This window comes from Streptomyces sp. NPDC050610 (assembly GCF_040654875.1).
Taxonomy (GTDB): domain Bacteria; phylum Actinomycetota; class Actinomycetes; order Streptomycetales; family Streptomycetaceae; genus Streptomyces.
The window spans coordinates 1-12,876 of sequence record NZ_JBFAIV010000056.1 but is presented as its reverse complement, the minus strand read 5'-3'; the positions used below and the strand labels follow the sequence as shown (position 1 = coordinate 12,876).

Annotated in this window: 12 protein-coding genes; 5 read left to right on the top strand and 7 right to left on the bottom strand. The window is 72.9% G+C overall.

The annotated features are described in order from the left end of the window. Positions 1-115 precede the first annotated feature (115 nt). Entirely contained in the window at positions 116-1,015 is a 900-nt protein-coding gene (locus AB0I22_RS37345; RefSeq protein ID WP_363135481.1) for a hypothetical protein, read from the top strand. 103 nt (positions 1,016-1,118) lie between these two features. Beyond that, positions 1,119-1,853, top strand: coding sequence for a DUF4328 domain-containing protein (locus AB0I22_RS37340; protein ID WP_363135480.1), 735 nt, complete (start codon positions 1,119-1,121; stop codon positions 1,851-1,853). Positions 1,854-2,057: 204 nt separating this feature from the next. Here AB0I22_RS37340 and AB0I22_RS37335 read toward each other — a convergent pair whose 3' ends face one another. From AB0I22_RS37335 to AB0I22_RS37310, 6 genes are all read right to left on the bottom strand, one after another. After that, a complete protein-coding gene (locus AB0I22_RS37335) occupies positions 2,058-2,552 on the bottom strand; it encodes a hypothetical protein (RefSeq protein ID WP_363135479.1) in 495 nt (164 codons plus the stop codon). A 166-nt stretch (positions 2,553-2,718) separates the two neighbouring features. Beyond that, complete coding sequence (locus AB0I22_RS37330) at positions 2,719-5,886, bottom strand: efflux RND transporter permease subunit (RefSeq protein WP_363135478.1); 3,168 nt, start codon at positions 5,884-5,886, stop codon at positions 2,719-2,721. A 155-nt stretch (positions 5,887-6,041) separates the two neighbouring features. After that, entirely contained in the window at positions 6,042-6,725 is a 684-nt protein-coding gene (locus tag AB0I22_RS37325) for a response regulator transcription factor (RefSeq protein ID WP_363135477.1), read from the bottom strand. Next, positions 6,722-8,041 carry a histidine kinase gene (locus AB0I22_RS37320; RefSeq protein ID WP_363135476.1) on the bottom strand — a complete coding sequence of 440 codons (1,320 nt, stop codon included), beginning with the start codon at positions 8,039-8,041 and terminating at the stop codon, positions 6,722-6,724. Before AB0I22_RS37320 ends, AB0I22_RS37325 begins: the two co-directional genes overlap by 4 nt. 152 nt (positions 8,042-8,193) lie before the next feature. After that, on the bottom strand, positions 8,194-8,472 hold the full coding sequence (locus tag AB0I22_RS37315; protein WP_363135475.1) for a hypothetical protein: 279 nt from the start codon (positions 8,470-8,472) through the stop codon (positions 8,194-8,196). 51 nt (positions 8,473-8,523) lie between these two features. Continuing rightward, on the bottom strand, positions 8,524-9,318 hold the full coding sequence (locus AB0I22_RS37310; RefSeq protein ID WP_363135474.1) for a PspA/IM30 family protein: 795 nt from the start codon (positions 9,316-9,318) through the stop codon (positions 8,524-8,526). A 342-nt stretch (positions 9,319-9,660) separates the two neighbouring features. Between AB0I22_RS37310 and AB0I22_RS37305 the strand changes: the two genes are divergently transcribed. Beyond that, positions 9,661-10,266, top strand: coding sequence for a DUF3043 domain-containing protein (locus AB0I22_RS37305; RefSeq protein WP_363135473.1), 606 nt, complete (start codon positions 9,661-9,663; stop codon positions 10,264-10,266). A 59-nt stretch (positions 10,267-10,325) separates the two neighbouring features. Then, a complete protein-coding gene (locus AB0I22_RS37300) occupies positions 10,326-11,060 on the top strand; it encodes a methyltransferase domain-containing protein (protein ID WP_363135502.1) in 735 nt (244 codons plus the stop codon). 121 nt (positions 11,061-11,181) lie between these two features. On the opposite strand, the gene AB0I22_RS37295 is transcribed toward AB0I22_RS37300, so the two are convergent. After that, the gene (locus AB0I22_RS37295; RefSeq protein WP_363135472.1) at positions 11,182-11,388 is read right to left on the bottom strand and encodes a hypothetical protein; all 207 of its coding nucleotides are present in this window, start codon (positions 11,386-11,388) and stop codon (positions 11,182-11,184) included. Between the two features lie 138 nt (positions 11,389-11,526). On the opposite strand from AB0I22_RS37295, the gene AB0I22_RS37290 reads away from it, so the two are divergent. Beyond that, a complete protein-coding gene (locus tag AB0I22_RS37290) occupies positions 11,527-12,729 on the top strand; it encodes a bifunctional adenosylcobinamide kinase/adenosylcobinamide-phosphate guanylyltransferase (RefSeq protein ID WP_363135471.1) in 1,203 nt (400 codons plus the stop codon). The last annotated feature ends 147 nt before the right edge of the window (positions 12,730-12,876 follow it).

Genomic DNA, 12,876 nt, shown 5'->3' with positions numbered 1-12,876 from the left:
CGGCGCATACCCGCCGGGCCGTGGAGCCCCGCACCCCATGGCGAGGTGCGGGGCTCCACGGCGCCGGGCGCATAACCGGTGGTGCGGCGACGGCCGCTCTGGCAGGGTCACGGCCATGCCCGACCCCACAGCCGCGCCCGGACCCGAACCCGCCCTCGACACCGAGGCCCTGAGATGGTCCGAAGCCGAGCACGAGGCCGACACCGAGCGGCGCGACGCCCTGGACCAACGCGAGGTGGAGCGGCTGAGCGCCCTCGCCGCCGAGGCGAGCCGGGCCTCGGGGCCTGATCACCCCGACGCCCTGGCCGCCCGGCGCGACCTCGTCGTGTACGCGCGCCAGCACCCCGGCTGCGTCGAGCGCCTGCTCGGCCTCGCCGACCCGCTGGCCGCCGACTGCCTCCGGGTCCTGGGCCCGGACGACCAAGTGACCATCGCCGTACTGGCCGTTCAGGCGGCGGAGCGGCTGGACGAGTACGAGGAGACGGCGGCGCACGAGGCCCCCGCGGTCCTCGCGTCGCTGGTGGAGCGGCAGACCCGGCTGCTGGGGCCGGGCCACCCGGAGACCCTCCGGCTGCGCCGCCGCCACGTCGACTGCGTCTGCCGCGCGTACAGGCTCACCCGTCGCACCGACCACGAGCCGCCCGGCGCGGACGGCCCCCGGCGGCTGCTGCGGCTGTGGGGCGAGTTGGCGGCCGACCATGCCGAGGCGCTGGGGGCCGATCATCCGGACACGTTCGCGTGCCGGGACGAAGAGGCCGCCGAGTACTGCGAGTTCGGCGAGCACGACGGCGAGGTGCGGTGCTACGCCGCGCTGGCCGCGGACCGGGCGCGCGTCCTCGGCCCGTACCACCCGGACACGCTGGGGAGCCGGGAGTCCCACCTGACGAGCCTGGCCGAGACCGGCCGGCCCGAGGAGGCCGCCGAGAGCGCCCGGGCGCGGCCCGTTCTCGTGGCCGACTGCGTGCGGGCCCTGGGCCGTGACCACCGGATCACCCAATTCGCCCTGGAGTCATAGCCAAGAGCCAAATGATTGGATACTGCATAAAGTTTGTCGTATGTTCCTCCTGCAACCCGCCCCAGAGGGGCGGGTTTTTCATCCCTTGGGGGGAATCTCAGTCATGTCGCACAACCCCGTCGGCGCGCCTTCCGGCGCCCCCGCTCCGTACCCGGCCGGCGGTCCCGTTCTCCGCTCGCCCGCCGGTCTCGCGACGGCCGTCACCGTGCTGCTCGGCCTGGTCGCCGCCTGCGACCTCTTCGCGATCTACGCGGACTTCAGCGTCTATTCGGTGCTGGACAGTCTGCTCTCCGCCACGGAAGGCGAGTTGAAACGGGCCGACCGCCTGTACGAGCTGGCCGGCCGCCTCCAGGGCTGGGGCACGGTCGCCACCGCCGTGGTCTTCATCGTCTGGTTCCACCGGGTGCGGGGGAACGCCGAGATCTTCACGCAGGACATCTGCACCCTGGGCCGCGGCTGGTCCATCGGCGGCTGGTTCGTCCCCCTCGCCAACCTCTGGCTGCCCTTCCGCGTGGCCGCCGAGACCTGGCAGGCCAGCGCCCCGCAGACGCCGGAAGGGGCCCTGCGCGAGGTCTCGCGCGCGCCCGTACGGGCGTGGTGGGTGCTGTGGCTCCTGTCGGTGGCGGTGGGGCGGATGGCCACCACGTTCTACAACCGGGCCGACACGCCGGACACGCTCCAGCAGGCCGTGGGCACGGTGATGTTCGCCGACCTGCTCGACCTCGCGGCGGCCCTGCTCGCGATCCTCTTCGTACGGAAGCTGTCGCGGATGCAGCAGGAGAGGGCGGAGCAGCGGACGTTCGCCGCGGTCCTGCCGGGCGGGCCGAAGATCGTCTGACAACGGCCGGGCGCGGGCCGCTCGGCCGGTCCGGTCATGGCGCCTGGCTCCGGGCGAAGTCCGGGCCCGCCGGCGGAAGTACGGGCGGAGCCCGCGCCCGTAACCGGAGTTATGGGCGCGGCCCCGTCAGTGAGCTACGGGCGCGGCCCGTCAGCTGAGTTACGGGCGCGCCCCCGCCGACGCGCCCCCGCCGACGCGGCCCCGTCAGCGCGGTTCCGCCGGGCGCGCCGCCGCCCGCCTGAGCAGGTACGGGACGATCCGGCGGTGCGTAGGCGCGGCGCACGACCAGATCGCGCGGGCCGCCCGGTGCTCGTACCGGACGAAGGTGGTCAGCACCACCCGGACACCCTCCGACCGCAGCACGAGGCGGGCGGTCATGAGCGCCGACGTCAGTTCCAGGACGATCACGTCCGTCGCCATCGTCACGATCCGCCAGCCGAGCACATGCGTGGGGGCGGGGCGCGGGCCGAGCCGCAGGCGGAGCGCCGACCGCCAGCCGGTGACCAGGAACCAGCGCACTACGCCGGGGGCGCCCTCGAAGACGGATCTCGCCCACTGCTCCGGCGACCGCGGGAGCATCGACGTGCCGCTCGTGGTGACGGCTACGGCCTCCGCCCAGTCGTCCGCCGCGAGCCCGCCGACGCCCCGTGCCGCGTCGGCGACCTCGACCCGGCCCGTACTCAGTGTCGCTGCTGCCAAAACGGCCCCCTGCTCGATCTGCTGAATCTGCTCGGCGCGGGTACGCGACGAGGCTACCCGCGCCGTCGCGCGTACCCCCGAAGCGCGCCGGGACACGACGACGGAGCCCCCACGGCCGCTGGAACTCAAGCGATGGCCGTGGGGGCTCCGTGTGCGGGAGACCGGGTCAGACGCCCGCGGGCTCCGGCTCGCGGTCGTCGTCGCTCCGCGCGGGGGCGCCGTTGCGCTCGCCGCGCTTGGCGGCCTTCTTCTTGGCCCGCCGTTCCTTGCGCAGCTCGACCATCGTGTACAGCGTCGGTACGAGCAGCAGCGTGAGCAGCGTCGAGGTGACGAGGCCGCCGATGACGACCACGGCCAGCGGCTGGGAGATGAAGCCGCCCTGCCCGGTGACGCCCAGCGCCATCGGCAGCAGCGCGAAGATCGTCGCCAGGGCGGTCATCAGGATCGGGCGCAGCCGGTGCCGGCCGCCCTCGACGACCGCCTCGACCACCGGGAGTCCCTGCCTGCGGTACTGGTTGATCAGGTCGATCAGCACGATCGCGTTGGTGACCACGATGCCGATGAGCATCAGCATGCCGATCATCGCCGGGACGCCCATGGGGGTGCCGGTGACCACCAGCAGGCCGATCGCGCCGGTCGCCGCGAACGGGATGGAGACCAGCAGGATCAGCGGCTGGATGAGCGAGCGGAACGTCGCGACCAGCACCATGAAGACGATCGCGATGGCCGCGAGCATGGCCAGGCCCAGCTTGGCGAAGGCGTCGTTCTGGTCCGAGGAGACGCCGCCGATGTCGACGGTCGCGCCCTTGGGCAGCGTCTTCTTCAGCTTGTCGATCTTGCTCTGGAGGGCGGCGGTGACCGCGCCGGTGTTGTCGCCGGTCGGCTTGGCGGTGATCGTCGCCGCCCGCGCGCCGTCGATGCGGGTCATCTGGACCGGGCCGGGCACGGTCTTGACCTCGGCGATGTCGCCGAGCCGCACCTTGCCTGCCGGGGAGCCGATCGAGAGGTTCTTCAACTGGTCCAGGGTGGTCGCCGGGTGGGCCGACTTCACCACGACGTCGCGCTCGGTGTCGTCGAGGACCGCCTTGCCGCTGGTGGTGCCGCGCACCGCCTGTGCCACGGTCTGCCCCAGGCTCGTCTCGGTGAAGCCCGCCTCGGCGGCCTTGTCGTTGCCCTTGACGGAGACGCGGGGCACGCTCTGCGAGAGGTCGCTGCGGACGTCGGTGACGTGGTCGAGGCCGGCGACCGCCGAACGCACGCTCTCCGAGGCCGACTTGAGGGTCTTCGCGTCGGCGGCCTTGACCACGACGCTCAGGTCCTGGTCGCCGAAGCCGCCGCCCGCCGAGACGGTGGTGCGGCCGATGCCGTCGAGCTTCTTGAGGCCGGCGCGGATGGTGTCGGTGACGGCGTCCGCCTTGCCGGAGTCCTTCAGCTTGACCTCGTACGAGGCCTGGTTGGCGCCCGTACCGCCGCCGAAGGCCGCCATGATGCCGGACGAGCCGACGGTGACCTGGTAGTCCTTGACGCCGGCGACGCCGTCGAGCAGCTTCTCGACCTTCTTGGACGCGGCGTCGGCCGCCTCCAGGCTGGTGCCGGGGGCGAGTTCCTGCTTGACGGAGAGGCTGTCCTGCTCGCCGCCGTCGATGAAGTTGGTCTTCAGCAGCGGGGCCATGCCGAACGTGGCGACGAGCACCAGGACGGCGATCACCAGGCTGGTGACGCGGCGCCGGGTCGCGAAGCCGAGCACCGGCACGTACAGCCGCTGGAGCCGGCCGCGGGTCTCCTTCTCCTCGGCCTCGCGCCGCAGCTCCTCCGGGTCGGCGCCCTCACTGTTCTTCGGGGCGCGCAGGAACCAGTACGAGAGGACCGGCACGACGGTCAGCGACACCAGCAGCGAGGCCAGCAGCGCCACCGAGACGGTCAGCGAGAACGAGCCGAAGAGGGCGCCCACCATGCCGCCGACCAGGCCGATCGGCAGGAAGACCGCGACCGTGGTGAGGGTGGAGGCGGTGACGGCGCCGGAGACCTCGCGGACCGCCGTCAGGATGGCCTGCTGGCGCTCCTCGCCGTAGGACAGATGGCGCTTGATGTTCTCCAGGACCACGATCGAGTCGTCGACGACGCGGCCGATGGCGATGGTGAGGGCACCCAGCGTGAGCATGTTGAGCGACAGGTCCCGGGTCCACAGCACGATCAGCGTGAGCAGCACGGACAGCGGGATGGAGATCGCCGTGACCAGCGTCGAGCGCAGCGAGGCGAGGAAGACCAGGATCACCACGACGGCGAAGAGGAGGCCGAGCAGGCCCTCCGTCGTCAGGCCGTCGATGGACTTGGAGACCGCCGGGCCCTGGTCGCTGACGACCGTCAGCTTCGCGTCGGCGCCGAGGTCCGCGCGGAGCTGCGGCAGCTTGTCCTTGACGGCGTCGGAGATCGCGACGGCGCTGCCGTCGTGGTCCATGGTGATGGTGATGCCGAGGCTGGGCTTGCCGTCGGTGCGCGTGATGGAGGTGGGGGCCGCCGACTGCTGCTGGACGGTGGCGATGTCGCCGATCCGGACCGGCTTGCCGCCCTTGGCGTCGCCGCCGGGCGCGGCCGCCGGGTTCACCCGCAGGTCCTCGATCTGCTTGAGCGAGGTGAAGCCGCCGCCCACCTGGACGGTCCGGCTCTTGCCGCCCTCGGAGAACGCGCCGGCCGGCACGGACGCGCCGTTCGCCTCCAGCGCCTGTCCGAGCGAGGCGGCGGACAGCCCGGCCGCGGCGAGCTTCGCGTCGTCGGGGGTGACCGCGACGACCCGCTCCCGCACGCCGTCCACGTTGACCTGGCCGACGCCGTCGATGTTCTTGAGCGTCGGTACGACGCTACGGTCCAGCTTGTCGGCCAGCGCCTGCTGGTCCTGGGTCGAGGAGACCGCGAGCACGACGGTCGGGATGTCGTCGGTGGAGCCCGCGACGACCTGCGGGTCGACGTCCTTGGGGAGCTGCGAGGAGGACCGGTTCACGGCCTGCTGGACGTTGGCGACGAGCTTGTCGGAGCCGTTGCCGTAGTCGAACTTGGCCATGATGACGGCCGAGCCCTCGCTGGCGGTGGAGGTGACGCCGGTGATGCCGTCGACCGCCTTGATGCTGTTCTCCAGCGGCTCGACGACCTGCTTCTCGACCACATCCGGGGACGCGCCCTGATACGGCGCGATCACCGACACCATGGGCAGATCGATGGACGGCAGCAACTGCTGCTTCAACTGCGGGATGGCGATGGCCCCGAACACGACGGCGACTATCGCCATCAGAGCTATCAGTCCCCGCTGTACGAGGCTGATTCTGGACAGCCAGGACATGGGTTAACGCTCTCTCTTCTGTTTGCTGAGCGGATCGGCGGGGGCGCGGCAGCGGCCCACCTCTACGATCGCCCGTGCCCCGGTGCGAATACCTCGCTCGCAGGTCGATTCTCGTCCCGGGCGTGTACCGCAGCCGCAGTACGCGCCCCTAGGGGTCACTCCACCCTTGGGCGTACAAGTCCGGTTTCGTAGGCGATGACCACCAATTGGGCCCGGTCCCGGGCGCCGAGTTTGGCCATCGCGCGGTTCACATGGGTCTTGACGGTCAGCGGGCTGACCTCCAGCCGCTCGCCGATCTCGTCGTTGGAGTGGCCGCCCGCGACCTGCACCAGCACCTCGCGCTCGCGCCCGGTGAGCGCGGCCAGCCGTTCCGCCTGGTAGCCGGCGGTGGCCGCGTCCGCGCCGTCGCTCTGGGCGAGGAACGTGGCGATCAGCCCTTTGGTCGCCACCGGTGACAGCAGCGCCTCGCCCGCCGCCGCGATCCGGATCGCGGCCAGCAGCTCCTCGGGCTCGGCGCCCTTGCCGAGGAAGCCGGAGGCCCCGGCGCGCAGCGACTGCACGACGTACTCGTCGATCTCGAAGGTGGTCAGCATGACCACGCGTACGTGCTCCAGTTCAGGGTCGGAGCAGATCACGCGGGTGGCGGCGAAGCCGTCCGTGCCGGGCATCCGGATGTCCATGAGGACGACGTCGGGGCTCTTGGCGCGGGCCAGTTCGACGGCCGCCGCGCCGTCCGAGGCCTCGCCGACCACCTCCATGTCCGGTTCGGAGTCCACCAGCACCCGGAACGCGCTGCGCAGCAGCGCCTGGTCGTCCGCGAGCAGCACCTTGATCGTCATGCGTCCCCTCCCGTACGCGCTTGCAGCGGCAGTTCGACGCGCACCGCGAAGCCGGGGCCGCCGTCCGGGCCGGGTCCCGCCTCGCAGGTGCCGCCGAGTGCGACCGCCCGCTCGCGCATCCCGATCAGACCGTGTCCGCCCGGGCCGGCGCCGGTGTCCGTACCCGTGCCCGTACCGTCCGTACGGTCCGGCGGCGGTCCGTCGCCATTGTCGCGGACGGTCAGGAGCAGGGACGCGCGGCCCCGCAGGATGCCGACCTCGGCGGTGGCCGACGGGCCCGCGTGCTTGTGCACGTTGGTGAGCGCCTCTTGCAGGACGCGGTAGGCGGTCAGGTCGACGGCCACGGGCAGCGGTCCGACGACGGCGGCGGCCGCGGCCGCCGTGTCGCCCGTCCGGGGCCGGCCGGGGGCGGCGGGCTCGGTGGCGGCCGCCGCGACCAGGACGCGCAGCCCCACCCGGGCGAAGCCGTCGACGAGCTGGTCCAGGACGCCGAGGCCGGGGGCCGGTTCGGTGGGGGCCGCCGGGTCGCCGTGCTGGCGCAGCAGGCCGACGGTGGCGCGCAGTTCGTCGAGCGCGGAGCGGCTGGCCTCGCGGACATGCGCGAGGGCCTGCTTGGCCTGGTCGGGGCGGCTGTCCATGACGTGCGAGGCCACCCCGGCCTGGACGTTGACGAGCGCGATGTGGTGGGCGACGACGTCGTGGAGTTCGCGGGCGATGCGCAGCCGCTCCTCGGCGACCCGGCGGCGGGCCTCCTCGTCGCGGGTCCGCTCGGCCCGTACGGCCCGCTCCTGGATCTCGGCGACGAAGGCGCGACGGCTGCGCACGGCGTCGCCCGCGGCGGCGGCCAGCGCGGTCCAGGCGAAGACGCCGAAGTTCTCCTGGGCGTACCAGGGGCGGGTGCCGAAGGCCATGACGGTGGCGGTGAGGACGCCCACGGCGAGGGCCGCGATCCGCCAGGCGACGGTGCGGCCCATGCCGGAGGCCACGGTGTAGAGCGCGATGACGACGGCGACGGTCACCTGTCCGTACGGCTCGTCGTGCCGGGTGGCGACGACTTCGATCACCGTCAGGAGGACGGTCGCGGCGAGGACGGTGCGCGGGGCCCGGCGGCGCAGCACCAGCGCGCCGCAGGCGAGGGTGGTGAACAGCACGAAGACGACGCCCAGCGGGAAGCGCCGGGCGTGCGGGCCGGCGGCCGTGCCGAGCAGGGCGGTGGCGAGGACGAGGGCGGCCAGCAGGGCGTCGGCGGCCAGCGGGTGCGCGCTCAGCCACTGGCGGGCCCGGCAGAGGCCCGGGGCCGTGGTGAGGGGGGTCACGAGTTCAAAAGTACGGGGTGCCAAAAGTCCGGGGTGTCAAAAGCTCGGGGTGCCGCGCTCGGGCCCGCACCACTCGCGCCCCCGTCCCTCGGTGAGGGCGGGGGCGCGGGCGGTGCTGGAGTCTTCTCGCGCGGCGGTGTCGTGCCTCGGACTCAGCCCGGGATGAGCCCGTCGTCGCTGAGCATGGCGCGGACCTCGTCCAGGGAGGCGTCCTGGGCGGGGAGGATCAGCTCGGACGGTTCCAGGGCGTCGTCGGGAAGCGGCTCGCCCAGCCGCCGCACCGCGTCGAGCAGTGCGGCGAGGGTGCGCCGGAAGCCTTCCTCGTCGCCGCCCTCGATCTCCGCGAGCAGCTCGTCGTCCAGCGCGTTCAACTCGGTGAAGTGGCTGTCGGCCAGCTTCACCTGCCCCTCCCCCATGATCCGTGCGATCACGACGGTCTCCCTTGTTCAGTGCTCAGAGGATCTCGAAGAGACCTATCCCGGCTACTGCTTGTCGAAGCGGGGCGTGTCCTGCGGCTGGGCCGTCTGGCCCTGCCCGGCGCCGCCGGCCGCCCCTCCCTCGATAGCCTGCTTGCCCGCACCGCTGCCGCCGGCCAGCTCGGCCTTCATCCGCTGGAGCTCCAGCTCCACGTCGGTGCCGCCGGAGAGGCGGTCCAGCTCCGCGGTGATGTCGTCCTTGGCGGTGCCGGTCGGGTCGTCGAGCGCGCCGGAGGCGAGCAGCTCGTCGATGGCGCCGGCGCGGGCCTGCATCTGCTGGGTCTTGTCCTCGGCCCGCTGGATGGCCATACCGACGTCGCCCATCTCCTCGGAGATGCCGGAGAACGCCTCCCCGATGCGGGTCTGGGCCTGGGCCGCGGTGTACGTGGCCTTGATGGTCTCCTTCTTCGTGCGGAAGGCGTCGACCTTGGCCTGGAGCCGCTGGGCGGCGAGGGTGAGCTTCTCCTCCTCGCCCTGCAGCGTGGTGTGCTGCGTCTCCAGGTCGGTGACCTGCTGCTGCAATGCGGCGCGGCGCGACAGCGCCTCGCGCGCCAGGTCCTCGCGACCCAGCGCGAGGGCCTTGCGGCCCTGGTCCTCCAGCTTGGAGGACTGACCCTGCAACTGGTTGAGCTGCAACTCCAGGCGCTTGCGGGAGGTGGCCACGTCGGCGACGCCGCGGCGCACCTTCTGCAACAGCTCCAGCTGCTTCTGGTAGGAGTAATCGAGGGTCTCGCGCGGATCCTCGGCCCGGTCCAGGGCCTTGTTGGCCTTGGCGCGGAAAATCATCCCCATACGCTTCATGACACCGCTCATGGGCCTCGCGCGCCCCCTTCTGACGGACTTACGGACTCCAGCATCTACAAGAACCCACAGTACGGGCCCTGCATCCATTACCGCACTGTTCAGCCCCCGATGCGCTCCTCCTACAGGACGATCACAAGGTCGCCGCTCTCCGGCCCAAGGAGTAGGCGGGCATCAGGGAGGGTGCGAAATGACCGGAACGCGAAGGTCAGCGCGGGGAGAACGACGGCAAAGGTGCCGTTGCGTCCGGTTTGAGCGCGCGGCCCGGCGCCGGGAGCACGGACGCCCGTTGCCGGATCGTTCCCCTCGGGGCCGGGGTCTACGCATCCGCACCACGTACCCTTGGGTTTTGTGTTCCGAAGCCATTCGAAGGATGAGCAGGCCGCCGCCGCCAAGGTGACCGCGGGCCAGCCCCAGCAGCCCCGTGACCCGCAGGCGCCCAAGGGCCGCCCGACCCCGAAGCGCAGCGAGGCCAGCTCGCAGCGCCGCAGCCTGGCCAGTACGCCGGCCAACCGCAAGGACGCCATGAAGCGTCAGAAGGTCGCACGGCGTACGGACCTCGCCAAGCAGCGCGAGGCCCTCGCCAACGGCGACGAGCGGTACCTGCCGGCCCGCGACAAGGGCCCGGTCCGCCGTTTCGCCCGCGACTACGTGGACTCGCGGTTCACCGTGGCGGAGTACTTCCTGCCGCTCGCGGTCGTCATCCTGGTGCTCAGCATGATCAACCGCGGCGCGTTCCAGACGTACGTGCTGCTGCTGTGGATGATCGTGATCCTGCTGATCGTGGTCAACTCCGTGATCACCTCGGTCGGCCTCAAGCGCGGCCTGCGCGCCCGCTTCCCGAACGAGAACCTGCGCGGCGCCGTGCCGTACGCCCTGATGCGCACGCTCCAGATGCGCCGGCTGCGGCTGCCGAAGCCGAAGGTCAAGCGCGGGGAGAAGCCCTGAGCCGGGCCTCTGCCGGATTCTCCGGCGGCGTGGCGGGCTGGCTGAGCGGGCTCGGCGGACTGCGGAACACCGTCCGCCAGGAGCTGATCGCCCGCCAGCTCGACGAGCAGATAGCCGCCCGCTACCCCGTGGGGCAGCGCCTCCGCGTGCTCGACGTCGGCCTCGGCCAGGGCACCCAGGCGCTGCGGCTGGCCCGCGCCGGGCACAACGTGACCGGCCTGGAGTCCGACCCCGAGATGGCCGCGACGGTCCGCGAGGCGCTCGACGCCGAGCCCGAGGGCATCCGCGAACGGGTTCGGATCATCGAGGGCGACGGCCGGGACACGGGCGCGCACTTCCTGCCCGGCGCCTTCGACATCGTCCTGTGCCACGGCGTGCTGATGTACGTGAACGAACCCGACCCGATGCTCGCCGGGCTGGCCCGGGTGCTCGCGCCCGGCGGGCTGCTCTCCCTGGTCGTACGGAACGCCGACGCGCTCGCGATGCGCCCCGGCCTGGCCGGGGACTTCGACGCGGCCCTCGCCGCCTTCGACTCCCCCGACTACACCAACCGGCTCGGGCTGCGGGTCCGCGCCGACCGGCTGGAGACCCTGACGGCCACGCTGACCGGCATCGGCGCTCCGCTGCACACCTGGTACGGCGTGCGGGTCTTCACCGACCAGGCCGCCGACGACCAGGCGCCGCCCGCGGGCGAAGAGCTGGACCGGCTGATCGCGGCCGAGGAGAAGGCCGGGCGCACCGACCCGTACCGGTCGGTCGCGGCACTGCTGCACCTGTGCGGCGTGCGGGGCTGACGCGGCGCTTGCCGCTGGTCACTTTTCGCTTTTACGGGCCCCGTTTCCGCTTCTACGGGGCGCCCGCCGCGCTCGTTCGCACGGTACGGGCGCCCGTAGCGCTCCAGACACGGTGGGAACGTCAGCCCGCGTCGGCGTTCAGGCTCATCCCGTAGGTCTCCGTGCCGTCCTCGAACAGCGTCACCCGGTCGGCACCGCCCTCCAGCAGGTCCTTCCACACCTCGCCGATCCAGGACTCCGCGTCCCCCTGCGTGGTGAACTCCTCCGGCTCCACCGCCGGAGCGGTCTCCGTCCCGTCGGCCTTCTCGAACCGCCAAATCCAGGCCATGTCCGCCTCCTGAGTCCCGAATACCTGCTGCGCACGTACTGTGCAGCGCAGCCTAACGGTCGGTGAACAGGGCCCGTAAAGCCCCGCAAAGGGCGAGCCCCGCGCGACCGAGGGCCCGCGACGCGAGACGATCGGGGGGTGGAACTCACTCTCCTCGGCACCGGAGCCCCCGACGGACTGCCCCGCCCCGGATGCCCGTGCGCGGCCTGCGCCACGGCGGTCGGCGACGCGGCGCGGGCCGCGACGGCGCTGCTCGTCGACGGCGCGCTGCTGCTGGACCTGACCCCCGGCCCGGCCTTCGCGGCGGCGCGCGCCGGGCACTCGATCGCCGGGGTGCGGCAGGTGCTGCTCTCACACCCGCACGACGGCCCGGCCGTGGAGTTCCCGGCCGGACTGCCGGCCCCCGGCCGGGTGGCGGACGGCCGGGAGCTGGCGGTGATCAGCGGCCACCGGGTACGGGCGGTGGCCCTGGACGCGCCGGGCACCGGGTACGAGGTGACCGGGCCGGAGGGCGAGCGGCTGCTGTACCTGCCGCCGGGCGCCGCCGCGGCCGGCTTGGCGCCGGACGGCTTCCGGGACCCGTACGACATGGTGCTGCTGGACGTGGTGGGCCGGCCCGACGCACTGGCCCGGCTGCGGGCGGTGGGCGCGGTCGCCGCCACCACCGACGTCCTCGCCGTCCACCTCGACCACGAGGTGCCGCCCGGCGGCGAGCTGCGCCGGCGGCTGGCCGCGGCGGGCGCGCGGGCCGTGCCCGACGGCACGACGCTGCTGGTCGGCGAGTACCACGAGGTGCCGGACCTGCCCCGGCGCACGCTGGTGCTGGGCGGCGCGCGGTCCGGCAAGTCCGTCGAGGCGGAGCGGCGGCTGGAGGCGTTCCCCGACGTCCTGTACGTCGCCACCGGCGGCACCCGCGACGGCGACCAGGAGTGGGCCGAACGCGTGTCGTCCCACCGCGAACGCCGCCCGGCCTCCTGGCGCACGGCCGAGACCTGCGACCTGCCCCCGCTGCTCACGGCCGAAGGCCCGCCCCTGCTCATCGACTGCCTGGCACTGTGGCTCACCGACGCCATGGACTCCGTCGGCGCCTGGACCGAGACGACCTGGGCCGACGGCGGCGCCAAGGCGCTGCGCGAGCGCGTGGACGAACTGGTGGCGGCCGTACGCGCGACCCGGCGCACGGTCGTCGCCGTGAGCAACGAAGTGGGCTCCGGCGTCGTCCCGGCCACCCCGGCGGGCCGCCGCTTCCGCGACGAACTCGGCCGCCTGAACGCGGCGATCGCGGCGGAGTGCGAACACGTACTCCTGGTGATCGCCGGCCAGGCCATGACGCTGCGCTGAGCTCGGAGGCGGGCCCTGCGGGCCCGGTCGCCGCCCGCCTGCGGCGGGCCATCGCCTGCGGCGGGCCATCGCCTGCGGCGGGCCATCGCCTGCGGCGGGCCATCGCCTGCGGCGGGCCATCGCCTGCGGCGGGCCATCGCCTGCGGC

What these genes read in the sequence shown, in the direction of transcription:
- AB0I22_RS37340 (WP_363135480.1), top strand. Translation starts at nt 1,119, where the DNA reads ATGTCGCACAACCCCGTCGGCGCGCCTTCCGGCGCCCCCGCTCCGTAC.
- AB0I22_RS37295 (WP_363135472.1), bottom strand. Translation starts at nt 11,388, where the DNA reads ATGGCCTGGATTTGGCGGTTCGAGAAGGCCGACGGGACGGAGACCGCT.
- AB0I22_RS37310 (WP_363135474.1), bottom strand. Translation starts at nt 9,318, where the DNA reads ATGAAGCGTATGGGGATGATTTTCCGCGCCAAGGCCAACAAGGCCCTG.
- AB0I22_RS37325 (WP_363135477.1), bottom strand. Translation starts at nt 6,725, where the DNA reads ATGACGATCAAGGTGCTGCTCGCGGACGACCAGGCGCTGCTGCGCAGC.
- AB0I22_RS37330 (WP_363135478.1), bottom strand. Translation starts at nt 5,886, where the DNA reads ATGTCCTGGCTGTCCAGAATCAGCCTCGTACAGCGGGGACTGATAGCT.
- AB0I22_RS37345 (WP_363135481.1), top strand. Translation starts at nt 116, where the DNA reads ATGCCCGACCCCACAGCCGCGCCCGGACCCGAACCCGCCCTCGACACC.